The sequence below is a fragment of the Pseudomonas sp. NPDC089752 genome (assembly GCF_044748725.1).
GTDB lineage: Bacteria > Pseudomonadota > Gammaproteobacteria > Pseudomonadales > Pseudomonadaceae > Aquipseudomonas.
Window position 1 is genome coordinate 355,833 of record NZ_JBIVGP010000008.1, and the last position, 24,769, is coordinate 380,601.

The 24,769-nt window shown below is 64.4% G+C and carries 20 protein-coding genes; 4 read left to right on the forward strand and 16 right to left on the reverse strand.

Annotated elements, in window-relative coordinates:
• Window positions 1-44: 44 nt before the first annotated feature.
• Complete coding sequence (locus ACIPZF_RS16340; protein WP_400801207.1) at window positions 45-1,337, forward strand: MFS transporter; 1,293 nt, start codon at window positions 45-47, stop codon at window positions 1,335-1,337.
• Between the two features lie 12 nt (window positions 1,338-1,349).
• The gene (locus ACIPZF_RS16345) at window positions 1,350-2,120 is read left to right on the forward strand and encodes a substrate-binding domain-containing protein (protein ID WP_400801208.1); all 771 of its coding nucleotides are present in this window, start codon (window positions 1,350-1,352) and stop codon (window positions 2,118-2,120) included.
• Window positions 2,121-2,412: 292 nt separating this feature from the next.
• Here the strand turns inward: ACIPZF_RS16345 and ACIPZF_RS16350 are convergent, their stop codons facing one another.
• Window positions 2,413-3,315: a LysR family transcriptional regulator gene (locus ACIPZF_RS16350; protein ID WP_400801210.1), complete on the reverse strand. Its 903-nt coding sequence runs from the start codon at window positions 3,313-3,315 to the stop codon at window positions 2,413-2,415.
• 101 nt (window positions 3,316-3,416) lie between these two features.
• On the opposite strand from ACIPZF_RS16350, the gene ACIPZF_RS16355 reads away from it, so the two are divergent.
• A complete protein-coding gene (locus ACIPZF_RS16355; protein WP_400801212.1) occupies window positions 3,417-4,604 on the forward strand; it encodes an MFS transporter in 1,188 nt (395 codons plus the stop codon).
• A gap of 94 nt (window positions 4,605-4,698) precedes the next feature.
• Here the strand turns inward: ACIPZF_RS16355 and ACIPZF_RS16360 are convergent, their stop codons facing one another.
• From ACIPZF_RS16360 to ACIPZF_RS16395, 8 genes are all read right to left on the reverse strand, one after another.
• Window positions 4,699-5,685: a 2-hydroxyacid dehydrogenase gene (locus tag ACIPZF_RS16360; RefSeq protein WP_400801214.1), complete on the reverse strand. Its 987-nt coding sequence runs from the start codon at window positions 5,683-5,685 to the stop codon at window positions 4,699-4,701.
• A gap of 10 nt (window positions 5,686-5,695) precedes the next feature.
• Window positions 5,696-6,988 carry an MFS transporter gene (locus ACIPZF_RS16365; protein WP_400801215.1) on the reverse strand — a complete coding sequence of 431 codons (1,293 nt, stop codon included), beginning with the start codon at window positions 6,986-6,988 and terminating at the stop codon, window positions 5,696-5,698.
• Between the two features lie 63 nt (window positions 6,989-7,051).
• Entirely contained in the window at window positions 7,052-8,002 is a 951-nt protein-coding gene (locus ACIPZF_RS16370; protein ID WP_400801217.1) for a sugar kinase, read from the reverse strand.
• Window positions 7,995-8,774, reverse strand: coding sequence for an AP endonuclease (locus ACIPZF_RS16375; RefSeq protein ID WP_400801219.1), 780 nt, complete (start codon window positions 8,772-8,774; stop codon window positions 7,995-7,997). Before ACIPZF_RS16375 ends, ACIPZF_RS16370 begins: the two co-directional genes overlap by 8 nt.
• A gap of 68 nt (window positions 8,775-8,842) precedes the next feature.
• Window positions 8,843-9,865: a LacI family DNA-binding transcriptional regulator gene (locus ACIPZF_RS16380; protein ID WP_400801221.1), complete on the reverse strand. Its 1,023-nt coding sequence runs from the start codon at window positions 9,863-9,865 to the stop codon at window positions 8,843-8,845.
• 229 nt (window positions 9,866-10,094) lie between these two features.
• A complete protein-coding gene (locus ACIPZF_RS16385) occupies window positions 10,095-11,342 on the reverse strand; it encodes a c-type cytochrome (RefSeq protein WP_400801222.1) in 1,248 nt (415 codons plus the stop codon).
• Window positions 11,343-11,354: 12 nt separating this feature from the next.
• A complete protein-coding gene (locus tag ACIPZF_RS16390) occupies window positions 11,355-13,139 on the reverse strand; it encodes a GMC family oxidoreductase (RefSeq protein ID WP_400801224.1) in 1,785 nt (594 codons plus the stop codon).
• A gap of 3 nt (window positions 13,140-13,142) precedes the next feature.
• Window positions 13,143-13,877 (reverse strand): gluconate 2-dehydrogenase subunit 3 family protein, encoded by a 735-nt coding sequence (locus tag ACIPZF_RS16395; protein WP_400801226.1) that lies wholly within the window; start codon window positions 13,875-13,877, stop codon window positions 13,143-13,145.
• A 274-nt stretch (window positions 13,878-14,151) separates the two neighbouring features.
• Here ACIPZF_RS16395 and ACIPZF_RS16400 point away from each other — a divergent pair, with 274 nt between their 5' ends.
• The gene (locus ACIPZF_RS16400) at window positions 14,152-15,147 is read left to right on the forward strand and encodes an aldo/keto reductase (RefSeq protein ID WP_400801228.1); all 996 of its coding nucleotides are present in this window, start codon (window positions 14,152-14,154) and stop codon (window positions 15,145-15,147) included.
• Window positions 15,148-15,152: 5 nt separating this feature from the next.
• On the opposite strand, the gene ACIPZF_RS16405 is transcribed toward ACIPZF_RS16400, so the two are convergent.
• The 7 genes from ACIPZF_RS16405 to ACIPZF_RS16435 form a co-directional block, all read right to left on the reverse strand.
• The gene (locus tag ACIPZF_RS16405) at window positions 15,153-16,211 is read right to left on the reverse strand and encodes a lipocalin-like domain-containing protein (protein WP_400801230.1); all 1,059 of its coding nucleotides are present in this window, start codon (window positions 16,209-16,211) and stop codon (window positions 15,153-15,155) included.
• The gene (locus tag ACIPZF_RS16410) at window positions 16,201-18,660 is read right to left on the reverse strand and encodes an FtsX-like permease family protein (RefSeq protein WP_400801232.1); all 2,460 of its coding nucleotides are present in this window, start codon (window positions 18,658-18,660) and stop codon (window positions 16,201-16,203) included. Before ACIPZF_RS16410 ends, ACIPZF_RS16405 begins: the two co-directional genes overlap by 11 nt.
• Window positions 18,660-19,316, reverse strand: coding sequence for an ABC transporter ATP-binding protein (locus tag ACIPZF_RS16415; protein WP_400801234.1), 657 nt, complete (start codon window positions 19,314-19,316; stop codon window positions 18,660-18,662). The genes ACIPZF_RS16410 and ACIPZF_RS16415 overlap by 1 nt, the downstream gene beginning before the upstream one ends.
• 193 nt (window positions 19,317-19,509) lie before the next feature.
• Window positions 19,510-20,283 carry an IclR family transcriptional regulator gene (locus ACIPZF_RS16420; RefSeq protein WP_400801236.1) on the reverse strand — a complete coding sequence of 258 codons (774 nt, stop codon included), beginning with the start codon at window positions 20,281-20,283 and terminating at the stop codon, window positions 19,510-19,512.
• 69 nt (window positions 20,284-20,352) lie between these two features.
• Window positions 20,353-21,810: an amidase gene (locus tag ACIPZF_RS16425; RefSeq protein WP_400801237.1), complete on the reverse strand. Its 1,458-nt coding sequence runs from the start codon at window positions 21,808-21,810 to the stop codon at window positions 20,353-20,355.
• Window positions 21,807-23,117, reverse strand: coding sequence for a citrate-proton symporter (locus ACIPZF_RS16430; protein WP_400801238.1), 1,311 nt, complete (start codon window positions 23,115-23,117; stop codon window positions 21,807-21,809). Before ACIPZF_RS16430 ends, ACIPZF_RS16425 begins: the two co-directional genes overlap by 4 nt.
• 69 nt (window positions 23,118-23,186) lie before the next feature.
• Window positions 23,187-24,362 carry a M20 aminoacylase family protein gene (locus tag ACIPZF_RS16435; RefSeq protein WP_400801240.1) on the reverse strand — a complete coding sequence of 392 codons (1,176 nt, stop codon included), beginning with the start codon at window positions 24,360-24,362 and terminating at the stop codon, window positions 23,187-23,189.
• Window positions 24,363-24,769: the final 407 nt, after the last annotated feature.

Genomic DNA, 24,769 nt, shown 5'->3' on the forward strand with positions numbered 1-24,769 from the left:
TCTCCAGCCGGCGCACGTCATAAAAGCGGTATGGAGTACAGGCAATGACAGCAGCAACTTCCTCCGGCGGTTCCCGTGCCGGCGCGATCTTCCGGGTCACGTCGGGCAACTTTCTCGAACAGTTCGACTTCTTCCTCTTCGGTTTCTACGCCACGCAGATCGCGGCGGTGTTCTTCCCTGCCAGCAGTGAATTCGCGTCCTTGATGATGACCTTCGCCGTGTTCGGCGCGGGCTTCCTGATGCGCCCGCTGGGCGCGGTGGTGCTGGGTGCCTACATCGACGAGGTGGGCCGGCGCAAAGGGCTGATCGTCACGTTGTCGATCATGGCCAGCGGCACGATCCTTATCGTGCTGGTACCCGGCTATGAAAGCATTGGCCTGCTTGCCCCGGCGCTGGTGCTGGTCGGCCGCCTGCTGCAAGGCTTCTCGGCCGGTGCGGAACTGGGCGGTGTGTCGGTGTACCTGGCGGAAATCGCCACGCCCGGCAACAAAGGCTTCTTCACCAGTTGGCAGTCTGCCAGCCAGCAGGTGGCGATCATCGTTGCCGCCGCGTTGGGCTTTGCCCTGAACCAGTGGATGGCCCCGGCGATGATCGCCGATTGGGGCTGGCGCATCCCGTTCTTCGTCGGCTGCCTGATCGTGCCGTTCATCTTCCTGTTGCGCCGCAACCTGGCGGAGTCCGAGGAATACGCTGCGCGTAAGCATCGCCCGTCGATGGCAGAGGTGTTGCGGACCCTGGTGCAACACTGGACCACGGTGGTCGCCGGGATGCTGATGGTCGCGCTGACCACCACGGCGTTCTACCTGATCACCGTATACGCGCCCACCTTCGGCAAGACCGTGCTGCACCTGAGCACGTCCGATGCGCTGCTGGTGACCTTGCTGGTGGGCGTGTCGAACTTCATCTGGTTGCCGCTGGGTGGCGCGCTGTCCGATCGCATCGGCCGCCGCCCGGTGCTGATCGCCATGACGCTGCTGACCTTGGCCACGGCCTACCCGGCGCTGGACTACCTGGTCAACGCGCCTAGCTTCCTGCACATGCTGCTGGTGCTGCTGTGGCTGTCGTTCATCTACGGCCTGTACAACGGCGCGATGATCCCGGCGCTGACCGAGATCATGCCGGTCGAAGTGCGCGTCGCCGGTTTCTCGCTGGCCTACAGCCTGGCCACCGCGGTGTTCGGTGGATTCACCCCGGCGATCTCGACCTTCCTTATCCAGTACACCGCCGACAAGGCCGCACCGGGGTACTGGATGAGCTTCGCGGCGCTCTGCGCACTGTGCGCGACGCTGTTCCTCTACCGTCGCGCCAGCGGCCGCCTGCAACCGGCCATGGGCTGAGGGAGCATGATCATGCGCAAATTACTGCAAAGCGTTGCCCTGCTGGCCAGTGCTGGCCTGGCTACCCTCGCCCAAGCCGAACAGATCAAAGTGATGACCTCAGGCGGCTTCACCGCCGCCTACCAGCTGCTCGGCCCGAAATTCGCCGCGGCCAGCGGCAACACCCTGGACACCACGCTCGGCCCCTCGATGGGCAAGGCCCCCGAAGCCATCCCCAATCGCCTGGCCCGAGGTGAGCAGGCCGATGTGGTGATCATGGTGGGCTACGCGCTCGATGAGTTGATCAAACAGGGCAAGGTCGACCCGGCTTCACGGGTGGAGCTGGCCGATTCGCGGATCGGCCTGGTGGTGCGCGCTGGCGCGCCGAAGCCGGATATCGGCTCGGTGGCGGCACTGAAGCAGACCTTGCTGGCCGCCAAATCGGTGGCCTATTCGGACAGTGCCAGCGGTGTGTATGTCGAGAACCAGCTGTTCAAGCGGCTGGGTATCGAGGATCAGCTCAAGCCCAAGGCGAGGATGGTGCCGAAAATCCCGGTCGCTTCGGTGATTGCCAAGGGTGACTACCAGCTGGGCTTGCAGCAGGTCAGCGAGTTGCTGCCGGAACCGGGCGTGAGTTTTGTCGGCAAGCTACCTGAGGCGGTGCAGTCGGTGACGCGCTTTGCAGCTGGCATTCCGGTGGATGCCCAGCATCCGCGTCAGGCGAAGGCATTGCTTGAGTACCTGGCGGCACCGGGGGCTCAGGGGGATGTGCGGGCCACGGGGTTGGACTCGGTCCGGCGGTGATGGCGGGTTTCCTCGCTTTAGGATGAGGTGCTGCTGAGATCGAGCGCCGCCCGCGCGGCGCTTCGCGGGGCAAGCCCGCTCCCACTGTCTACCTTTGGCCAATTTTTCCAGTGAAATCTCCACTGTTCGCCTTGGTGCTTGGCTCGATATCACGTCGGACAAACAAAGCAGATAGTGAAGATGCAACAGGCATAACTGGCCGGAGGTAGACTTGTGGGAGCGGGCTTGCCCCGCGAAGCGCCGCGCGGGCGGCGCTCGATCTCACTATCGATAAAAATGCCACGGCAAGCCCCTAGCCTCCCCCAACCTTCATCTGCACCACCAACCGCTCCAACGCCAACGCCGCCGGCGTCAACGTACGCCCCCGACGCTTGATCAGGCCAACACTGCGCATCACCTCGGGGTCGGTCAACGGCACCCGCGTAAGAATCGGATGATCCGCCGCCGGCATCGCCATCAACGGCACGGCGGCCACCCCCAGGCCCGCTTCGACCAGGCCGATCATGGTGGTGACGTGACGGGTTTCACAGATGCTCTGGCGCTGCGGCACGATGCCACTGAGTGCCTGGTCGAGCAGGAAGCGGTTACCCGATGTCTTGCCCAGCGAGATGTAGTCTTGCCGGTAGAACTCCTCCCAACTGACGCTACTGCGCCCTGCCAGCGGATGATCACGTCGACACGCCACCACATAACTCTCCTGCACCAACGGCTCGAATTCCACGTCAGCCTCCAGGGTACCCATGAAGCTCAAGCCGAAATCCGCCTCGCCCTCGACTACGGCACTGAGCACATCGTGGGCGCTGGAATCCAGAACCTTGACCTTGATGCGCGGGAATTGCTGGTGGTAATGGGCAATCACCCGCGGCATGAAGTAATACGCCGCTGAAGGAACGCAGGCGACCGTCACCTGTCCGAGCCGGGTCGAGGCGACTTCGCTGATGCCCAGCAAGGCGTTATCCAGATCGTCCAGCAAGCGCTCGACGCTGGGCATGAAGCCTCGCCCAGCCTGGGTCAGGCTGACCTTGCGCGTGGTGCGCTCGAACAGCCGCACGCCCAACGCATCTTCAAGCTTTTCGATGCGCCGGCTCAGGGCTGGCTGGGAGATGCGGACAGCTTCTGCAGCCTTGCTGAAACTGCCCTGGTCGACCACCGCACGGAAAGCTTGCAGATCGTTGAGGTCGAAGTTGATGGCCATGACGCGTACTCAGGAACCGGCAGATTGATACGGGCATTTTATGAGTTCGCACAATTAATGCAAAATGTAACAAGCAACCCACGTTTCAGTTAAGGATTCAGATGTCTGTTCAGGAATTACCGCCGCTCACCCGCTCCAAAGGCGAGATCGGCAGAATGGAAGCCGCGATGGCCTTGGGCAGTTTTGCCATCGGCACCGGCGAGTTCGCAATCATGGGGCTGATGCCGGACATCGCCAGCAACCTGCAGTTGAGCGAACCCCAGGTGGGCCATGCCATCAGCGCCTATGCGCTGGGTGTGGTGGTCGGTGCGCCGGCTTTGGCGATTCTCGGGGCGAAGTTGCTGCGCAAGCACATGCTGTTGCTGTTGATGGCGCTGTATGCCATCGGCAACCTGGCCACCGCGTTCGCCCCGTCTTTCGCCAGCATGGTCGCCTTCCGCTTCATCAGCGGCCTGCCCCACGGTGCGTACTTCGGCATTGCCGCCGTGGTAGCGTCGAGCATGGTGCCGACCAATCAACGTGCCGGCGCCGTGGCCAGGGTGATGATGGGCCTGACCCTGGCCATGCTGCTGGGCAATCCGGTGGCGACATTCCTCGGCCAGTTCTTCGGCTGGCGCTCGGCTTTCATCCTGGTAGGGGCGATTGCCTTGTGCACCATCGCCCTGGTCTGGCGCTATGTGCCCCAGCCGCACGATGAGGTGCGCAGCGACCCGCGCAAGGAGCTGCAAGCCTTCACCCTGCCCCAGGTGTGGATGGCGCTGGCCATCGCTTCGATCGGCTTTGCCGGCATGTTCTGTGTGTTCAGCTACCTGGCACCGACCATGCTGCAGGTGACCCAGGTGTCGCCTGAGTGGATTCCGTTTGGCCTGGCCGCATTCGGTGCCGGCGGCATCATCGGCAACATTGCCGGCGGCAAGCTGTTCGACCGCCTGCAGTTCCGTGCCGTGGGCGTCGTATTGCTGTGGTCGACCGCCGTGCTGGTGTTCTTCACCTTCGCGGCCCATTCACTGTGGACGATCCTGCTGGGTGTAGGCCTGGTCGGCACCATGATCGCCCTGGCCGCGCCGCTGCAGATCCGCTTGATGGACATCGCCCACGAGGCGCCTAGCCTGGCGGCAGCGTCGAACCATGCCGCGTTCAACTTGGCCAATGCCCTTGGGCCTTGGCTGGGCGGCATGGCTATCAGTGGCGGGATGGGCTGGACCAGCACCGGCTACATTGGGGCTGCCACTGCGCTGGTTGGCCTGGGGATCTATTTGGTAGCTCGCAGAATGAAAGGCGGCCACTAGCCTTTTGGAGCGGCAAGCGACACGGGGGGATGGCACCGGCTTCGCCGGTGATCGCGGGTGAAGCCGCTCCCACTGTGTCCGCGGCCAGGTGCATTCATCTGTTGTCTGGTTGCCAGGTAGCCTCATTGACCAGGTTCGCTGGCCGCTGGCCGGCCAGGGCGCTCAGCAGGTTCTCCACCGCGCACCGCGCCATTGCTTCGCGGGTCTCATGGGTGGCCGAGCCGATATGCGGCGTGGCCACCACGTTGTCGAGTCGCAGCAGCGGCGAATCGCTGGGCAATGGCTCTTGCACGAACACATCCAGCCCAGCAGCGCGTATGCGCTTGTCGCGTAGTGCCTCGATCAGCGCTTGCTCATCCACCACCCGCCCACGGGCAATGTTGACCAGAATCGCCTCGGGTTTCATCAGCTTGAGTTCACGTGCGCCGATCAAACCTTCAGTGCTGGCTCTCAACGGCACCGTCAAGCAGACGAAATCCGCCTCACTCAACAGCGCGTCAAGGCTGCAACAGCGGGCGCCGTAGCGGGCATCCACTTCCGGCTTGGCCCGCGAGCTGTGGTAAAGCACGCGCATGCCAAAGCCAGCCGCGCCACGCCGCGCCAAGGCCTCGCCAATGCGCCCCATGCCAACGATGCCCAATGTCTTGCCATGCACATCACTGCCAAAATGCGCCGGCCCCAGGTTGGCCTGCCAGTGGCCATCCCGGACCCAACCGGCCAGTTCCACCACGCGTCGGGCGCTGGCGAGGATCAAGGCGAAGCCGGTGTCGGCGGTGGTTTCGGTCAGCACATCGGGGGTGTTGGTGAGCATCACACCACGGCGGGTCAGGTCGGCGATGTCGTAGTTGTCGACCCCGACAGACACGCTGGAGACCACCTCAAGTTCAGGGGCCAGGTCCAGCAGGCTGCTGTCCAGCCGCAGGCTGGCGCCCAGCAGGCCATGCGCACCAGGCAAGGCATCGCGCAGCCGCGCCAGGCCGTCACTGGCGCGGGTGTCCACCCAGGTCACCTCGACCTGTTGTTGCAACCGCGCAAGCAAGGCATCGGGCAGGCGCTTGTAAAGGACGATTCGCTTTTTCATGCTCGGTTTCCTATTGGCTCATTGCCAGGCGCTGGCCACGGGGCTTGGCCTGGCCAGAGGTCTGTGAAGTTTTCAGCACAGCCGTGAGCGCCACTGCGGTGAGCAGCGCTCCGGACATGAACAGGTACGAGGCGCCTGGGCCTCCGGTTGCGCCATTGAGGTAGCCGACCAGCCACGAGCCACCGAACGAGCCCAGCGCGCCCATGCTGTTGATCAGTGCCATCGCCCCGCCGGCGACATTGCTGGGCAGGATCTCCGGCACGATGGCGAAAAACGGGCCGTAGGGTGCGTACATGCAGGCCCCAGCCACCACCAGCAGCGCGTAGGACACCCAGAAGTGCTCGGTGCCCAGCGCATAGGAGCCATAGAAGGCCAACGCGGCGATCAGCAGTGGCGGCCAAACGAAGCGTTTGCGCTTCTGCAGGCGGTCCGAAGCCCACGACACCCCGACCATCGCCAGCACCGCAGCCATGTAGGGCACCGAAGCCAACCAGCCGGCCTCGACGATATCGACGTTGGCCGCCTGCTTGAGGATCGACGGCAGCCACAGCACGAAGCCGTACACGCCAATGCTCCAACAGAAGTACTGCAGCGACAGCACGATCACCTGCGGCGAGCGGAACGCCTCGCGGTAGTTCTTTACCGGTTTGATGCCTTGCTGCTCAGCGGCCAGGGCCTGCTGCAGCGCGGCCTTTTCCTGCTCGCTCAGCCAGTCGACCTGGGCCGGGCGGTCTGCTACCAGGCGCCACCAGATGAACGCCCAGAGCACCGCCGGCAAGCCTTCGATGATGAACATCCAGCGCCAGTCGAAGTGCTTGATCAGATAGCCCGACACCACCGACATCCACAGAATGGTCACCGGGTTGCCGAGCATCAGGAAGGTATTGGCGCGCGAGCGCTCGGCGCGGGTGAACCAATGGCACAGGTACACCAGCATGGCCGGCATCACCGCCGCCTCGACCACCCCCAGCAGAAAGCGAATGCCGATCAGCAGGTAGACATTGCTGATCATCCCGGTCAGGGTCGCCAGGCCGCCCCAGAGGATCAGGCTGACGAAGATCAGTTTCTTCACGCTGCGTTTTTCGGCGTAGATTGCGCCGGGCACCTGGAAGAAGAAGTACCCGAGGAAGAACAGTGCGCCGAGCAGGGACGACAGTACCGGGGTGATCTTGAGGTCGTCGGCCATGCCGGATGCTGCGGCGAACCCATAGTTGGCGCGGTCCAGGTAGGCCAGGCTGTAAGTGATGAACACGATTGGGATGATGTACCACCAACGGCGTGGGGCGAGGCGGGTCGATTGCATGATGCTTGCTCCTGAGCTTGTTGTTTTTGTCGCAACAGGGCCGGCGTACCGGCGATCAAAGTTTCAGGCACTCTTGGCTAACGCGTAGGCCTCCAGTTCACTGCGCAACGGCAGCCCTTCCATATCGCCGCGCGACTGCACGGCGCGGCTGCCGCACCAGTTGCCACGCGCCACCGCCTCAGCCAGCGGGCGGCCTTCGAGCAATGCACTGACTACGCCGACGGCGAAGGCGTCGCCCGCGCCGACGGTGTCCACCACCTTGGCCACCGGCAGCGGGGCAACGCGCCCCTCGCACTGGGCATTGCGGTAATAGGCGCCCTCGCCGCCCAGCTTGATCACCACCTGCTCGACACCCTGGTCGAGGTAGAACGCGGCGATGTCGGCTGGCGTTTCCAGGCCGGTCAGCAGGCGCCCTTCTTCAAGGCCCGGCAGCAACCAGTGCGCCTTCACCGCCACGGCGTTGACTTCACGCACCATGCTGGCCTGGTCCGGCCACAGCGACGGGCGCAGGTTGGGGTCGAAGGAAATGCTCCTGCCCTCGGCGCGCATGCGTTCCACCAGTTCATGGGCCAGCGCCCTGCAACCGCTCGACAGTGCCAGTGGAATACCCGTGGCGTGCAGGTGCCGGGCCTGCAGTAACCCAGGGGTGAGCTGCGCGGGCGAAAGGTGGCTGGCAGCGGTGTTGCGACGAAAATACTCCACCACCGGGTCACTGCCGTCGTCGCAACGGCCCTTGAGCTGGAAGCCTGTAGGGAACTGTGTGTCCACCTCGACGCGGCTGCAGTCGAGCCCTTCTTTGCGCAGGCTATCGAGCACGAAGCGGCCCAGCGAGTCGTCGCCCACCCGGCTCAGCCAGCACACGCGAAAACCTAACCGGGCCAGGCCGATGGCCACATTGCTGTCGGCGCCGGCAATGCGCTTGGTGAATGCGCCGACGCTGGCCAAGTCGCCGAGCTGCTCGGCAACGAACATCGCCATGGTTTCGCCAAAACACAGCACGTCATGTTCAGGCATGGTTCACCTCCGCGCCCAGGCCAATACGCGCCAGGTTGTGCACCTGGGCGCGGGTCAGTGCCAGCAGGTCGTCACCGGCCAGGGGATATTCCACGGCGCGCACCAGGCCCGGAGTGAACGCATCGAACAACGTCTCCCAGGCCACCAGGTCGGCTGCCTGCGGCACAACGGCGACCAGGCGGCCATCCGCTTCCCTCTGCACAGCCTTGCAGTGCACGTAGCGCACCCAGCGACCGAGCTGCTGCGCAGCTTGCAGCGCGGACTCGCCCTGCCATTGCCAGTTGCCGATATCGAAGGTCATGCCCAGCGGCAACCGCAACGCATCGCTGTGCTGGAAGAATTGCAGCAGCGGCTCTATCCGCCCGCCTTGTGGGGTCTGGTCGTTCTCCACCAGCAATACGGGGTCGCCCGGGTGCAGCAGCGCTTGCAAGGTAGTCAGGTCGCGCTGGGGATGGTAATGCCCCAGGGACACTTTCAGCGCCACAGCACCAAGCGCCCGTGCCAACGCCAGCTTGGCCGGCAGCCGCGGGTCGAGCTGGCCGTCGGGCGTCCACAGTTCGAGCGGCGTGGAATACAGGCATTCCAGGCGCAATGCCTCGATTGCTGCAGCCAACACGGCAGCGTCCGGGGCTTCGTCGAACAGCTCTTCACGCAGTTCGACACGCATCACGCCAGCAGCGGCCAGCAATTCAAGAAAGCTCTCCTGGCCTTGCTGGCGGACCAGGCTGGCACCGTAGCTGGAGAGGCTGATGGAAACGGGGTTCGCGTGCATTGTTCTTGTCCTTATGAAACCGGTTTCATTTTTTGCATGCATTAACGGGCAGCATGCCGCCCGTGGTTTTATTCACGTGGTTGGGTGGAACCTCGGATGATCATGTCAGCCTTGAAGTCGATGCGCCGTGGCGCCGCGCCCTCGCCGCGCAAGCGGTCGAGCAGGCACTCGAAAGCGGCGACGCCGATGCGTTCGGTGGGCTGGGCCAATGCGGTGATGCCGCTGCCAACCAGCGGGTACCAGTCCAGTTCGTCCAGGGCGATCAGGCCGACGTCCTGGAACAGCTTGCAGCCGCTGTCGTGGAGCACACGGGTGACGGCCAGTGTGGCCACGCCGTTGAAAGTGAAGATGGCTTGCGGGCCATGGCCATTGCCGTCGAGGAAGGCGCCGAGCCGGGCCTGCAGGCTGGTGTCGATTTCCAGCAGTTGCTGGCGCATGCCGGCACGGCGGCTGACCGATGCCGTAAATGCCTGTACCCGCTCAAGCCGCGAACTGGTGCCATCCAGCGGCTCGGTGACCGCCAGGATGTCGCGGTAGCCGCGCGCCTGCAGGTGGTCCAGGGCCTGCTCGATGGCCCCGGCGTTGTCCAGGCCGACCAGGTCGACGTTGAGTTCCGGCAGTTGCCGGTCGACCAGCACCATGGGCATGTCGCGCTGCAGGTTGAGCAGTTCGCCTGGGTGACGGCCGAGGGTGTTCACGATCAGGCCCTCGACGTTGTAGGACTGCAGCGCCACCAGATGATGACGCTCCTGTTCATCGTCGCGGTTGGTGTTGCACACCACCAGGCTGTAGCCGTGCTGGCGGCAGGCGGTTTCCACGCCGTGCATCACCGCGACTGAATAAGGGTTGAGGATGTCCGCCACCAGCATGCCGATCAGCCGCGTCTGACCGCGTTTCAGCCCCCGAGCCATCTGGTTGGGCCGGTAGCCCAGGCGCTCGATGACTTCTGCCAGGCGCTTGGCGGTGGCTTCGGCGAGCAACTGCCGGTCGCCACCGATATAGCGCGACACCGTGGCCTTGGACACGCCAGCAATGCGCGCCACCTCGCTGATGGTCACGCGCTCGCGGGGTTGGGCAGGCAGGTCGGTCATTTCGGGTCCCTTGTGATTATTGTCGGTGACGGTGACTGAAACCGGTTTCAATACATCAAAACCAAGGCTTTTCGTCACCTACCGTTCGTCGGGATTTTACCACGTACCCGCCACCACCCCACCCCTGTGGGAGCGGGCTTGCCCCGCGAACCAGGGCGAGGCCCTGGCCATACAACGCGGTGCTGCCTTCGCGGGGCAAGCCCGCTCCCACAGAGTAATCTGCCCTCACTCAGCGCAGGTTTTTCACATCACTCGCCGAAACAGCACTGCCCTGATTCCCCCAACTGCTGCGAATGAAATTCACCACCTCAGCCACCTCCTGATCGCTCAAGCGCCAGCCGAACGCCGGCATGGTGAAGTTCGACGGCGCCGCATGCGTCGCCGGCACCGTACCGCCCGCCAGCACCACGTGAATCAGAGAGGTGGCATCGGCCGTCTGCACCACCGGGTTACCGGCAAGGGCCGGGAACACCCGGGTATAACCCTGGCCATCAGTACGGTGGCAGGCCGCGCAGTTGTCGATGTACACCGCCGCGCCCGGCTTGCTGTCGTCGCCCTTCCACAACGCCTGAGCGACCTGCGGGTCGTAGACATGCGGCTGGTCGTCGGGGCTGCTGGGCGGCAGCGTCTTCAGGTAGCGAGCAATCGCCGTCAGGTCGGCGTCACTCAGGTGCTGCATGCTGTGCTCGACCACATCGCTCATGCCACCGAAGACGGCACTGCGGTCACTGCGCCCGGTCTTGAGGAATTGCACCAGCTGTTCCTCGCTCCAGCTGCCCAGGCCGTCCTTGTGGTCGCCACGCAGGTTCTTGGCGATCCAGCCTTCCAGCGGCGCACTGCCGGCCAGGAACTGTGGACCATCGGCGGGGCTCAGCGCCTGTTCCTGCATGGTCAGCGCACGTGGGGTATGGCATGCGCCGCAGTGGCCAAGGCCTTCGACCAGGTAGGCGCCACGATTCACCACAGGGTCCGTTTCGGCAGGCGCTTGCCAGGCTTTCACTTCAGGCGCGAACAGCCCACGCCAGATCGCCAGCGGCCAGCGCATGCTCAGCGGCCAAGGGATGTCCGTGGCCTTGTTCGGCTGCTCCACCGGCTGCACGCCTTGCATGAAGTAGGCGTACAAGGCGCGCATGTCGTCGTCCTTGACCCGCGCATAGGAGGGGTACGGCATGGCGGGGTACAGTGTGCTGCCGTCCTTGCCGATGCCTTTACGCACCGCCAGGTCGAAGTCTTCAAAGCTGTAGTGGCCGATGCCAGTGGCGTCGGGCGTGATGTTGGTTGAATAGACGGTGCCGATGGGCGTTTCCATTGGCAACCCGCCAGCGAACGGCTTGCCGCCCTTGGCGGTATGGCAGGCCACACAGTCACCGGCACGGGCCAGGTACTCGCCCTGCTTCAGCAACGCATCGGTCGCTTCATCAGCCTGCGCCGCAACGCTTGCGCCAAACATCAGGGACGCGATCAACAGAGTCTTCATGTTCATCGCTCCTCAAGCCTGGACCAGCGGGCCAGGGTTTTTCAGGTACTGCTCACGGATGGCCTTGGCCGACCAGTACGTCAGTGCCGCCACCAGGCCGGTCGGGTTGTAGCCCAGCCCCTGCGGGAACGCCGAAGCGCCCGGGACGAACACGTTGTGCACGTCCCAACTCTGCAGGTAGCGATTCAGCGCGCTGGTTTTCGGGTCGGTGCCCATGATCGCGCCGCCGTTGAGGTGGGTGGTCTGGTAGCTCGCGGTGTTGAAGTGCTCCTTGACCTTCTTCCCGAGCACGGCGATGGTCTTGGGGTTCATCGCCTGGGCGATCTTGCTGAGTTTGTCGACCATGAACTGGTTCATCTTGATGTCGTTTTCCTGCCAGTCGAAGGTCATGCGCAGCAGCGGCTGGCCGTAGGCATCGCGGTAGGTCGGGTCGAGGTCGAGGTAGTTGCCGCGGTACGACTGGTGCGCGCCGTGGGCGTCCATCGAAACCTGGTGGGTGTAGTAATCGGCGGTAGCCTTCTTCCAGGCACTGCCCCAGGCGGGAGTGCCAGGCGGGTTGGCGACGCCGGCAATCGGCCGGCTACCCGCCTGGTTGACCCACATCGGCGAGCCGCCGACGAAGCCGTGCGGCCCATGGTCGAAGTTGTCGGCGTTGAAATCGTCGATCGCCACGCCGTTGCCGCCGGCGCCGATGAAGTTGTTGGTGTAAGTGTCCTTGTCGAAGAAGGCTTTCACCGTGCCCATGTTCTGATAGGCGAAATTGCGCCCCACCACCCCTTCGTTGTTGACCGGGTCGTAGGGTTTGCCGATGCCGGACAGCAGCATCAAGCGCACGTTGTTGAACTGGAAGGCAGCGAGGATGACGATGTCGGCGGGCTGCTCGACTTCACGCCCCTGGGCATCGATATAAGTCACCCCGGTGGCCTTGCGCTTGCTGTCGTCGAGGTTGACCCGCAGCACATGGGCGTTGGCGCGCAGCTCGAAGTTCGGCACCTGGCGCAGCGCCGGCAGGATGTTCACGTTGGGCGAGGCCTTGGAGTACATGTAGCACACGTAACCACTGCAGAAGCCGCAGAAGTTGCACGGCCCCATCTGCGCGCCGTAGGGGTTTGTGTAGGGCCCGGAGGTGTTGGCCGAAGGCAGGTTGTAGGGTTTGTAGCCCAGGCTCGCGGTTGCCTTTTCAAACAGCTTGGCCGACACCACGTTCTTCTGCGACACCAGCGGGAACGGGTTGGAGCGGTCCGGCGCATAAGGGTTGCCGCCCTTCCCTTCGCCGACTACCTGGCCGTTGACGGTCCAGGCCTGGCCGGAAGTGCCGAAGACTTTCTCGGCGAAGTCGAAGTGCGGTTCGAGCTCTTCGTAGCTGACGCCAAAGTCCTGGATGGTCATGTCTTCGGGGATGAAGCGCTTGCCGTAGCGTTCCTCGTAGTGGCTGCGCATGCGCAGTTCCATCGGGTCTACCCGAAAGTGCACACCGGACCAGTGCAGCCCCGCGCCACCGACGCCCTTGCCAGGCAGGAACGCACCGAGCTGACGGTTGGGCAGCGCAACGTCATTGCCGTTGTGGCGAATGGTGACGGTTTCTTTCGAAACGTCGACGAACAGCTTCTTGCGCACGCTGTAGGTCAGCTCATCGATGACCTGCGGGTAACTGCCTTCGGGGTAAGTGTCCTGCATCGGCCCGCGCTCCAGCGCGACCACCTGCAAGCCAGCTTCTGTGAGTTCCTTGGCCATGATGGCGCCCGCCCAGCCGAAACCGACGATCACCGCATCGACCTTCTTCATTGCATTGGCCATGCCTTACGCCCTCTCGCCGCGAATCGAAACTGCCGGGAACGGGTAAGGCTCGTTGCGCTCGACCCAGTCCATGAAATCTGCCCGGGCACCGGGGAAGCCGATTTGCGTCCAGCCGACCATGCCTTTGTTGCCGCCATGGATCGGGTCGCAGAAGAAGCCTTCGCGAGTGTTCTGCACCAGAAGACTGAAGAACACCTTGGCCGGCAGTTCCTCGAAAACGATCTCACCGGCTTCGATCTTGCCGAGAACCTTGTCTCGGGTAGCGCTGTCTTGCTCGGCAAAGGTTTTACCGCTGGCGTTTTTGCACCAAGCGTCCGCAGCGGCAATGCCCAGGCGGTAGATCTGTTGCGGGCTGAGCTGCAACTGGTAGCCAAGTTCCGGTGCGGCGTCGGCCTTGAACGGGCCTTGCATGTACCACTGGGCACCGGTCGCGTAGGGAGTATTCATCTGGCGGTCGATGAATTCAGCGGCGCCGGCCTCCAGCGCCCCAGGGCCGAGTTCGTCGGCGGGGATGATGCGCGACACGGCCGCTTGTACGAATGCCCACTCCTCTTTGGTGAAGAATGTGGGCTGGTAATTGCCGGCAGGGGGTGTGGCTGGCACCTTGGGCTCGCGGGTCGGCTCGGCCAGCAACTGGCTGGCGCCCAGGCCGGTACTGGCCACGGTGACGACCGGGATCAAGGTCAGGGTTTTGCGCAGGAAATCCCGGCGCGGGTTGTCGGGAGAATGCTCAGGCATATTCGAGTCCTCATCAGCATTGGGTGGCCTTGGGTTGCGCCATCTGGGTTTCGATCAGGGAGGGGCCCTGAGAAAGCCGCGTAATCTAGCTGGTTCGGAAATGTTTTGAAACCGGTTTCATCAAAGTATCTAATTGATTCGCCTAGGAGCGGCTTCAGCCGCGATCACCGGCAAGCCGGTGCCATCCACAGCGTCGCTGCTTCGCGGCTGAAGCCGCTCCCACGAGGATTTGTGCATACTTCAACCCCAAGCCACCATTACTGAGGAGAAGCGCATGCAGTACGTCAAGTTGGGCAATACCGGCCTGGACATCTCGAAACTGTGCCTGGGTTGCATGACCTTCGGCGAACCGGACGCCGGCACCCACCCCTGGACCCTCGGCGAGGCCGACAGCCGCCCGATCATCCGCCGCGCCGTCGAGCAAGGCATCAACTTCTTCGACACCGCCAACAGTTACTCGGCCGGCACCTCGGAAATCATCCTCGGCAAACTGCTGAAGGAATTCACCCGCCGCGACGAAACCGTCATCGCCACCAAGGTGTTTTTCCCCGCCAACATGTGGGAAGGCAGCACCCGCCCCAACGAACAAGGCCTGTCGCGCAAGGCGATCATGGCCAACATCGACGCCAGCCTGACCCGCCTGGGCACCGACTACGTCGACCTGTACCAGATTCATCGCTGGGACTACCACACCCCGATCGAAGAGACGATGGAAGCCCTCCACGACGTCGTTAAAGCCGGCAAGGCGCGCTACATCGGCGCCTCGTCGATGTACGCCTGGCAATTCGCCAAGGCCCAGCAGGTGGCCGCGAGCAACGGCTGGAGCCGCTTCGTCTCGATGCAGAACTACCTCAATCTGATCTATCGCGAAGAAGAGCGCGAGATGATCCCGCTGTGCCTCGACCAGGGTGTCGGCCTGATGCCCTGGAGCCCGATGGCCCGCGGCCGGCTGACCCGCCCGCACGGCCAGCAGACCGAGCGCACGCGCACCGATATCTCCGGGCAGTCGTTCTACGCTGGCACCGAAGTGGAAGACGGCCGAGTGATCGACGTGGTCGAGCAACTGGCCGCCGAGCGTGGTGTCCCGATGGCGCAAGTGGCGCTGGCCTGGGTGTTGGGCAAGCGCGGGGTGTCAGCGCCGATCGTGGGGGCATCCAAGGCCGCACAGCTGGACGATGCGATTGCGGCGCTGGAATTGCAGCTCAGCGCCGATGAGATTGGGCGGTTGGAAGCCCCGTATGTTCCCCATGCGGTGACCGGGTTCAAATAGCCGATTCAGTACCCGGTCATCTCCAGATAGCCCCGGCCAGTACCGCCTACCCGCACTGGCCCTTCCCAATACGGAAAGCGCGTGCCCATCCAGGCGTTGGGCACCAGCGCATCGACTTCGACATCCACCTGCGCCAACGGCACCTGCACACGCCAGCGCGTTGGCAGTCGTTTGCCATTGTCCAGCGTGGTCCAAGCCAGCGGGGTCAACTCAATCTGCTCGCCCTGCAGCGCCTGTGATTGGCCGTGTGGATCGACCCACGTCCCCGCCCGGTACGACAAAGCGTCAGCTTCGCGGACCTGAAACAGCATCAATTTCGCCCCACTGTCCAGGTGCAGCGAAAACCAATCCCAGCCAAGCTGCCCAGCCGCCAACGGCTGGCTGCTCCACTCCCGGTCGAGCCACGCCCGGCCTGTCACGGCGATACGCTGCCCATCCCGTTCGACCTCGCCACTGACCGTGTAGAACGGCTGGCTGTAGTAGTAAGACGCCTGGCCCTTGCCGGATTTTTCGCTGTAGCCGTTCACGCCGTGCAGCACCAGAGGGCGGTCAGTCTTCAGCGCCAGGTCATAACGAAACCCTTGCCCACTGGCGCGCATGTTCAGATGGGTGACATCCGGGTCGCCCTGCAACGACCAATCATTGATCCAGGCGCGAAACGGTTGCGCCTCGACACCCGCCTGGCCAACACCGCCACGTGCCAGGGTCTCGCTGACCTGATGGCCACCCGGGCCGGTCAAGGCCGCGTGGCCCATCCACAGGTTGGGGCTGTTCCAGTCCGTGGTCTCAGGCCCAGGGCGCAGCGCCGAGCGGAACAGTGTCCACTGCACGCCCCAATCGCGGCCCTGGGCATCGCGCAGGTTGGCGGTCACGTACCACCACTCGATGCGAAAGCCGTCATGCGCGCCATGGTCGCGGGGAAACTCCAGCGGCACACCCGGCACCACCTGCCTGAATGCAGCCGCATCGGCACCAAGGCCTGCGAAACTTTTGGGCGCAGGCACGGGAGGGTCACACCCGGCTAGCAACAGGCAAGCCATCAGCAGCCAGGCTTCAGTTTTCATCGGCGAACTGCCTCAACAAGGCGCTTGGCTGGCTGCGCGCCAGCTGCCACAGCGGCCAGGCACTGGCCAGCAAACTGGTGAGCAGGCCCAACACTGCGAGCTGTAGCCATTGCCCCGGGAACACATGCCACGGCAGTCGCCAGCCAAACGCCTGCACGTTCACCACCGTCACCAGGCACCAGGCCAGCAACAGGCCCATGGGAATCGCCAGTAATACGGTAAAGCCGCTGATCATCAAGGTCTGCCCCAGGCTCAGCCAGGCCAGCCTGCGGCGCGCCACGCCCAGCGCCCATAACGGTGCCAGTTGCCCCAAACGGCGCTGGCCCAACGTCAGCTGGCTGATGAACAATGCGACCCCGGCCACGCCCAAGGTCAGGCTGTTCAATGCCGCCGTGACGGCGAACGTGCGGCTGAACACGTCGGTCGACCAGGCCTTCAAGCGGGCCTGTTCGACTACCTGGTTATCATCCAGGGCAAAACGTTGCTGCACGTCGTCCTTGAGTCCGCTGATTTCACCTGAGTGTACCAGCAGGCTCAGGCCGGACAGACTGGCGCCCGGCGCGTGCCGACGCAGCCAGTCAGCGTTGACCAGCACATGGCCTTTGGGGTTGCCGTAATCGGCATACAGGCCAACGACTGCCATCGTTTGCGGTGGCTCGCCAGGCAACATCAACCTATCGCCTACGCCCAACTCCAGGCGACGGGCCAGTTGCTCGCTGAGCATCGCCCCGTGGCCGTCAGCCAGCGCTTGCCAGGCACCCGGCGCCTGCCTGAGCAACGGCCAATGCTCGCGGTAGAACGGATGATCGATCACCCCCTGCACCTGCACCGGCCATTGCTGCAAACGCCAGTCGACCCGCCAACTGGGCAGCACAGCGGTGACGGCTGGGTCGGCCAGCAACTGCCCCGCTATCTGCTGAGCCTGGGTGCTGTCGCGAGGTGTGACGTACAGGTCCGCCGAAAGACGCTGATCCAGCCAGCCAATGAACGTGCGGCGAAAACCTTCGGTCATCCCGCCAACGCCGACGCTGGCGGCCAACGCCAGCAGCAGCGCCATCAATGCCAGGCTCAGGGCAGGCAACTGCTGTCGGCTGTCGGCAATGAACCATTGCGTCAGCGGGCGCCGGCTGTAATGGGCCAGGCCGCGCAATGCCGTTGCCAGCAATCCCGGCAACAGCAGCGCCGCCGCCAACAGCAATGCCGCGAGCATGGCGAATGCACTGGCCAGTCCATTGCCGAAGTTAGCGCACCCCATGGCCACCGCGAGCAGCGCCACAGCGGCCACGGCCTGGCGCCGCAACCACGGCACTTGCGCCAGCCGCCAGGCCTGGGGTTGAGCGATCGCCAGCAACGCCAAACGTGCCGCGCGCAGCAGGCTGTCGAGCCCCGCCAACAACGCGCCAAGCAGGCTGACGGCAATGCCCAGCAGCCACCACTGCGCCGGCAGGTGCAAGTGCCCGGCCACTTGGGCCCCATACAGCCCACGCAAGCTGGAGGCAAAATCGGGCAACATCAGCGCCGCCATCAGGTAACCCGCCGCCACGCCAGCCACGCCTCCCAGGACGGCGAACAGCCCCAGTTCCAGTGCAAGCGCCCCTGTCAACACCTGCAAGCTCACGCCGCAAGCGCGCAAGGTACGGATCAGCCCGCGCCGCTGTTCCAGCGCCAGGCCAATGGCTGCATGGGCAATGAATAGCCCGACCACGAAGGCCAGCAGGCCAAGGGCGGTGAGATTAAGGTGGAAGCTTTCGGTGAGGCGTTGCAAGTCGGCGTCCTCAAAGGACGGCTGCAGCTTCAGGCTTGCCGCAATGGCGTCTGGCAGCGGGCGGTCGCTGTCACTGAGCAGCCGCGACAGTTGCCCAGGCGCATTGAGCAACGCCTGGGCCTGACCGATATCGACAATGACCACGCCTGGCGCCAACTGCGCCTGCAGGGTCAATGGCGGCAACACGTGCCCATCCGCCGTGGTGATCTGCTCACCGGGCTGTTTGCCCAACTGACGCAGGGTGTCTGGACCGACCCAGGCCTGCCCTGGCGTACCGATGAATGCTTGCAGGTCGAAGCTTTGCACGTCAGCACCGGCGACCGCCATGCCCGGCAACAGGCTCAGCGGCTCAATACCGATCAGCCGCAACGCTGTCGGTGACTCGCCCGCCAAACGCAAACGACCTTCCAGCACCGGCGTGACCTGCCAGCCTTGCCTGCGCAATTGCACATACAAATCCTGGTCGAAACGCTGCCCTGCCCGCGCCACCAGTTGCGCGCGCGCAGGCCCGGCGAGCACGGCGCTGGCTGCCGCGTAGTCGTTACGCGCCTGGGTATTGAGTGCCTGCACGCCGGTCCACAAGGCCGTGGCCAGCCACAACCCGGTGAAAATGCTGATGCACTGCAGGCGGTGGCGCCACCAATGGCTGCCCAGTGCCTGCAAGGTGATCAGCAGAGTGTTCATCACCCTTGAACCCGGCCCAGCTGCAAAATACAGCGGCGTTGCAGGCGTGCGGCCAGGCGTTGGCTGTGGGTCACCATCAACAGGCTGCTGCCCGCCTCATCCACCAGTTGCAGCAACAGCGCCAGGACCTCGTCGCTGCTGGCTTCGTCGAGGCTGCCGGTCGGCTCGTCGGCGAGCAGCAGCATGGGCCGGCTTGCCAGCGCCCGGCCAATGGCGACGCGCTGTTGCTGGCCGCCGGACAATTGTTCCGGGTAGCGCTGCAGCAGATCAGCCAAGCCTAAACGTGCGGCAAGATGCTTCACCCACACGGGGTCATGGCGGCCCGCCAGGCGCGCCTGGAAGGCCAGGTTGGCGGCGACATCTAGGCTGCTGATCAGGTTGTACTGCTGGAACACCAGGCCAATGCCCTCGCGCCGCCAGCGTGCCAGGGCCGCTTCGCCACGGCTGTCCAGAGGTTCGCCGTCGATCAGGATGCGGCCGCTGTCGGCGCGGTCGAGGCCGGCCAGCAGGTGCAGCAAGGTGCTCTTGCCGCTGCCGGACTCGCCCATCAGGGCCAGGCTGCTGCCGCGGGCCAGGGTCAGGTCGACACCGCGCAGCACCTGCAGCGGGCCTTGGGCGGTGGCGAACGACTTGTGCAGGTGTTCGACGGCTAGCATTGCAGGGGACACCTTCTAAAGGTGGGTCAGATTGTAGGCATAGCTGCAATTGCCGCTTTTGGGCAACTATCCTGTGCTGTTTTCACCGGCCTCTTCGCGGGCAAGCCCGCTCCCACAGGTTCTACTTCGTACTGAAGGTCGATGTTGAACCTGTGGGAGCGGGCTTGCCCGCGAAGAGGCCGGTACAGACAACCTAATTTACCGACACCTGCTGCACTTCCCCCACCGTCGCCGCCAGACTGTTCAAATGCAAACTCAACACCCGCTCCACTGGCGCCTGGTCCAGCGGCCAATGCAACGCGATACTCCCCGCCAGCCGCCCCTCTACCCGCACCGGCAGTGCAATCGCCCGAATCAGGAACGGCAAACGCACCGGATACTCCCAGAACCCCTCAGTACGCTGGCCAAAGCCTTTGAGCCCATCCGCTTCGATATCCCGCAGCAGCGCCTCATCACCCACCCGCTCATGAACCGCCAGGCGCTGCACTTCATCCGCAGCCAGCTCCTTCAAACACGCCCGGCCCATGGCCGAGTGAAACAGGCTGGCATGGTGCCCGACGATCTGGCAGTTGTTCGGGTAGCGCTTGCGCAGCACCTGCGGAATCGCACTTTCCATCACCTCCAGCCGCTCACCGTCGAAACACGACAGGTCCGCCACCAACCCGGTACGCTCGCTCAGTTCCAGCAACAACGGCGCGGCGCTTTCCACCAACTGGCGCTTGAAGCGCTGCTGGCGGTCGCCGAACAGGCGACGGGCGCACAGGCGATAACGTCGGTCGCTCAGGCCGCGGTAGACCCAGCCCTGCTCCTGCAAGGTGGCGAGCATGCGCGAAACGGTGGCCTTGGGCAGCGTCGTCAAGTAATGCAGTTCTTCCAACCCCAAGGCCTGATGCTCGCCGAGCAACTCGACGATGGCCAGCGCACGCTCCACCGAGCGCACACCGCCACTCTCTGCCGTGATACCCATGAGTTCGACCTCCTTGTCTGTGCGTGGATGGTCATCATGCCCAGCAAGATACGGGCCTGCCCAAGGTTATCAGCGCGATTGCAGGCACGCAGGCGGCCGTCGTTCGACCCAACGGGTCAGCTGTTCGTGGGCAAAGGCCAGCTGCAGCACCGCGTGGTCGGCCTGCGCCGGGCCTATGATCTGCAGGCCCATCGGCAACCCGGCGGCGTTGAAGCCCACCGGCACGCTCATGCTCGGCAGGCCGGCCAAGGTCGGGCCGATCACCACCTCCATCCAGCGGTGGTAGGTGTCCATCACCTGCCCGCCGACCACCTTCGGCCACGGCTCGGCTGCGTCGAAAGGGAACACTTGGGCAGAGGGCAGCAGCAGGAAATCGTAACGCTGGAACAATGCGTTCAACGCCTGGTACCAAGCGCTGCGGTCCAGCGAGGCTTGGTAGACATCCGCCGCCGTCAGCTGCAGCCCCCCTTCTACCTCCCACTGCGCCTCCGGTTTGAGCAGTGCGCGCTTGTCGGGGTCGGCATAGGCTGCGCTGAGATTGCCATGCACCAGGAAGTGGCGGTGGGTGAGCCAGCATTGCCACAGACGCGCCATGTCGAAGCCAGGCTGGCAGGCCTCGACGTCGCAGCCCAGTTCGGCGAAGTCCGCCAACGCAGCCTCGCACAGGCTCATGACACCGTCATCCATCGGCAGGTAGCCATCGAAGTTGCCAAGCCAGCCGACCCGCGCGCCCTTGAAATCGCGCTGCAAGCCTGCCGCGAAATCACTCGGCCCATCACTCAGCGATAGCGGCGAACAAGAGTCACGCCCCGCCTGCACCGACAGCAGCCGCGCCACGTCTGTCACCGTGCGCCCCATCGGCCCCTCGGTGGCCAGTTGCTGCATGAACAGTTCCGGCGTCGGCCCATAAGGCACCCGCCCTTGCGAAGGGCGCAGGCCGAACACGTTGTTGAACGCTGCCGGGTTACGCAGCGAACCCATCATGTCGCTGCCATCGGCCACCGGCAGCAGGCGCATGGCCAGCGCCGCTGCCGCGCCCCCACTGCTACCGCCCGCCACACGGCTGTGGTCATAGGCATTGGTGGTGGTGCCGAACAAGGGGTTGTAGCTCTGCGACCCCAGGCCGAACTCCGGCACATTGCTCTTGCCGACGATGATCGCCCCACTCGCCCGCACCCGCGCTACGCTGACCGCATCGTGCGCTGGCACCTGCTCGGCGAACAGCGGCGACCCCAGCGTGGTGCGCAGCCCCGCCGTGGCCGCCAGGTCCTTGATCGCTTGCGGCATGCCATGCATCCAGCCGCGCGATTGGCCACGCGCCAACTCACGATCACGCTCATCGGCCTCGGCCAGCAACGTTGCGCCGTCACGCAGCGACACCAGCGCATTGACCTTGGGGTTGAAGCGCTCGATATGGCCCAGGTAGCCGTTCATCACTTCAAGGCACGACAACTGGCGGGCATGGATCGCCTCGGACAGCGCCTCGGCATCCAGGGCGACGATCGGGTCGATGGCGGACAGGTTCACGGTTTCACTCCAAGGTTGAAGGCGACAGGCTTGCCGGCACGCGGCGCCTCTTTCAGGCAGTAGGTGCCCAGCAGCGTCAGCAGGCAGGCGAACAGCACGTAGAACGACGGCGCCACCGGTGTGTCGAGCACCTTGCTCAGCCAGGTGACGATCAGCGGCGCGAAGCCACCGAACACCATCACCGCCACGTTGTAGGCCACCGACACCCCGGTAGAACGCACCTCGATCGGGAACTGTTCGGCCAGGGCCGTCGGCGCCGGGCCGAAGAAGCCGCCGATGGCGGTGCACAGCAGCAGTTGCATCACCAGCAGGCGCTCGATCGACGGCGCCTCGGCCACCCACACGTACAGCGGGTAGACCATCACGAAGAACGCCAGGGTGAAGGCCATCAGCACTGGCCTGCGGCCCAGTCGATCCGACAACGCGCCGGCCAACGGGATGACCACGGTCATCAGCCCCACCGCCAGCATCTGCACCAACAACACCTGGTCCAGCGGCAGGCCCAGGCTCTTGTGAGCAAAGGTCGGCATGTTCACCAGCACCACGTAGAACGACACCGTCGCCCCACAGGCCAGCCCCATCGACACCAGCAGGCTGCGCCGATGCTCACGCAGCACCTGCCACAAACTCGGCGCCTGGCCTTTGGCCTGCTTGCGGGCTTCGAGAAACTCCTCGGGTTCTTCCATGTGCTTGCGAATCCACAGCCCCACTGGGCCGATCAGCAAGCCGATCACGAACGGAATCCGCCAGCCCCAGCTGTCCAGCGCCTCAGGCGTGCACAGGTGCGTCACCAACGCCACCATCGCCGCCCCGGAGAACACCGCCAGGCACTGCCCCACCAACTGCCACGAACCATACAGCCCCTTGCGATGGGCCGGCGCGCTTTCCACCAGAAACGCCGTAGCGCTGGCATACTCGCCCCCCGTGGCGAAGCCTTGCAGCATCCGCGCAACCACGATCAGCAGCGGCGCGCCCATGCCGATGGCCAGGTAGTTGGGCGCAAAGGCGATCATCGCGATCGACACCGTCATCAACCGGATGATCAGCTGCATGGCCGCCTTGCGGCCCTTGCGGTCCGAGTAGATACCCAACAGCACGCCACCCACCGGGCGCATGAAAAAGCCCACGCCGAAGGTGGCCAGGGCCATCAGCAGCGAGGCGTACTCGTCGTCGGAAGGAAAGAACTGACGGGCGATGATGCTCGCCAGAAAGCCGTACACGATAAAGTCATACCACTCCAGGGCATTGCCGATGACCGCCGCGACCACTTGCCGGGTACGCGACGCGCCTGTGTTTGAAGTCTGCATGCAGGGCACTCCATCAATCTGTTGGCCAGAAACGGTTCAAGTGCGGCAGTTGGGGAAGCGTGCAGCTTTTCAGGCGGGCTTGAGCCAGCTCTCCGTCAGCGCGCCCCAGTAGGCGGCGCCGGTCAGCAGGATGTCGTCGTTGAAATCGTAGGCCGGGTTGTGCACCATCGGCCGCTGCACGCCGTTGCCGATGAACAGATAAGCGCCCGGGCAGCGCTGCAGCATCCAGGCGAAGTCCTCGCTGCCCATCAGCTTGCGGGTGTTGCCATCCACCGCGTCAGCGCCGAGCAGCTCGACCCCGACCTGATGGGCGAAGGCGTTTTCTGCAGCGTGGTTGACCAGCACCGGGTACGCCGGGCGATGCTCGATGCTGGCGGAGCAGCCAAAGCTCTCGGCTTGGGCGGTGATGATCGCCCGCACCCGCTCCAGCGTCTGCGCCCGCACCTCAGCGTTGAGCGCCCGCAAACTCAGGCGCAACAGCGCCTGCTGCGGGATCACATTGGCCGCCTCGCCCGCCTGCAGCGCACCGACCGTCACTACCGCCGCCTCCTGCGCATCGATATTGCGCGCCACTACCGTTTGCAGCGCCATCACCACACTGGCCGCCGCCACCAGCGGGTCGACGGTCAGGTGCGGCATCGACCCATGCCCGCCAACCCCGTCGAGGGTCACCGTCAGCAAGTCCTGCGAAGCCATCATCGGCCCCTCACGAAAGCCCAGATGCCCCGCCGGCAGCCCCGGCATGTTGTGCATGCCGAACAGCGCATCGCAGGGGAAGCGCTCCAGCAACCCATCAGCCAGCATCGCCTCCGCCCCGCCCTGGCCCTCCTCGGCCGGCTGGAAGATCAGCGTCAGCGTGCCATCGAACTGCCGGGTCGCTGCCAGGTAGCGCGCCGCGCCCAGCAGCATGGTGGTGTGACCGTCATGGCCGCAGGCGTGCATGCAACCCTGGTGGCGGCTGCTGTAGGCAGCGCCGGTGGCCTCGTGGATCGGCAGCGCGTCCATGTCGGCGCGCAGGCCCAGCTTGCGCGGGCTGCTGCCGTTGCGCAGCACGCCGACCACGCCGGTCTTGCCGATGCCGGTGTGCACCTCGTAGCCCCACTTTTGCAGCAGCGTGGCGACCAGGGCTGAGGTGCGGCTTTCTTCGAAGCCGAGTTCGGGGTGGGCGTGGATGTCGTGGCGGATGGCGTGCAGGTCGCTGGCCACGTCGTTGAGCCAGGCCAGGATGTGCTGGTGTTGCTGCATGGGGAATCTCCTCGCGCGGGTGGGTCCCGTTTTTGTTGTTCGCTTTGAGATCACGACGGGGAAGGCAGGTCGTGCTTGACGACAGATAAGCGCGAGTGGGGTGGGAGTACAAACGAATGTGGTTCCGTGGGGTGGAACAACGTTTGCGCGGACGTGATATTTCCCAATGTGCTGCGACCAGGCAACCTTCTCCACCCCCTCCGGTGATTGGGTAACGGCGCCAGTGTCGACAACATTAAAGCGCGTGCCCCCCGCGATGTGCTGGGCACGCGCGAACCAAGATCCTGATCCTGCATCATCTGCACCGCCCTCTTCGCGGCTGAAGCCGCTTGTGTCTTGAAGGGGGATTAGAATCTGGAGTGAGAGCGGTGAATGACAAGCTGAGTGCCGCAGGTGCCACGAGCACG

Bases quoted from the DNA above. Each gene is read 5' to 3' on its own strand.
- ACIPZF_RS16340 (WP_400801207.1), top strand. From the start codon at position 45: ATGACAGCAGCAACTTCCTCCGGCGGTTCCCGTGCCGGCGCGATCTTC.
- ACIPZF_RS16345 (WP_400801208.1), top strand. From the start codon at position 1,350: ATGCGCAAATTACTGCAAAGCGTTGCCCTGCTGGCCAGTGCTGGCCTG.
- ACIPZF_RS16350 (WP_400801210.1), bottom strand. From the start codon at position 3,315: ATGGCCATCAACTTCGACCTCAACGATCTGCAAGCTTTCCGTGCGGTG.
- ACIPZF_RS16355 (WP_400801212.1), top strand. From the start codon at position 3,417: ATGTCTGTTCAGGAATTACCGCCGCTCACCCGCTCCAAAGGCGAGATC.
- ACIPZF_RS16360 (WP_400801214.1), bottom strand. From the start codon at position 5,685: ATGAAAAAGCGAATCGTCCTTTACAAGCGCCTGCCCGATGCCTTGCTT.
- ACIPZF_RS16365 (WP_400801215.1), bottom strand. From the start codon at position 6,988: ATGCAATCGACCCGCCTCGCCCCACGCCGTTGGTGGTACATCATCCCA.
- ACIPZF_RS16370 (WP_400801217.1), bottom strand. From the start codon at position 8,002: ATGCCTGAACATGACGTGCTGTGTTTTGGCGAAACCATGGCGATGTTC.
- ACIPZF_RS16375 (WP_400801219.1), bottom strand. From the start codon at position 8,774: ATGCACGCGAACCCCGTTTCCATCAGCCTCTCCAGCTACGGTGCCAGC.
- ACIPZF_RS16380 (WP_400801221.1), bottom strand. From the start codon at position 9,865: ATGACCGACCTGCCTGCCCAACCCCGCGAGCGCGTGACCATCAGCGAG.
- ACIPZF_RS16385 (WP_400801222.1), bottom strand. From the start codon at position 11,342: ATGAAGACTCTGTTGATCGCGTCCCTGATGTTTGGCGCAAGCGTTGCG.
- ACIPZF_RS16390 (WP_400801224.1), bottom strand. From the start codon at position 13,139: ATGGCCAATGCAATGAAGAAGGTCGATGCGGTGATCGTCGGTTTCGGC.
- ACIPZF_RS16395 (WP_400801226.1), bottom strand. From the start codon at position 13,877: ATGCCTGAGCATTCTCCCGACAACCCGCGCCGGGATTTCCTGCGCAAA.
- ACIPZF_RS16400 (WP_400801228.1), top strand. From the start codon at position 14,152: ATGCAGTACGTCAAGTTGGGCAATACCGGCCTGGACATCTCGAAACTG.
- ACIPZF_RS16405 (WP_400801230.1), bottom strand. From the start codon at position 16,211: ATGAAAACTGAAGCCTGGCTGCTGATGGCTTGCCTGTTGCTAGCCGGG.
- ACIPZF_RS16410 (WP_400801232.1), bottom strand. From the start codon at position 18,660: ATGAACACTCTGCTGATCACCTTGCAGGCACTGGGCAGCCATTGGTGG.
- ACIPZF_RS16415 (WP_400801234.1), bottom strand. From the start codon at position 19,316: ATGCTAGCCGTCGAACACCTGCACAAGTCGTTCGCCACCGCCCAAGGC.
- ACIPZF_RS16420 (WP_400801236.1), bottom strand. From the start codon at position 20,283: ATGGGTATCACGGCAGAGAGTGGCGGTGTGCGCTCGGTGGAGCGTGCG.
- ACIPZF_RS16430 (WP_400801238.1), bottom strand. From the start codon at position 23,117: ATGCAGACTTCAAACACAGGCGCGTCGCGTACCCGGCAAGTGGTCGCG.
- ACIPZF_RS16435 (WP_400801240.1), bottom strand. From the start codon at position 24,362: ATGCAGCAACACCAGCACATCCTGGCCTGGCTCAACGACGTGGCCAGC.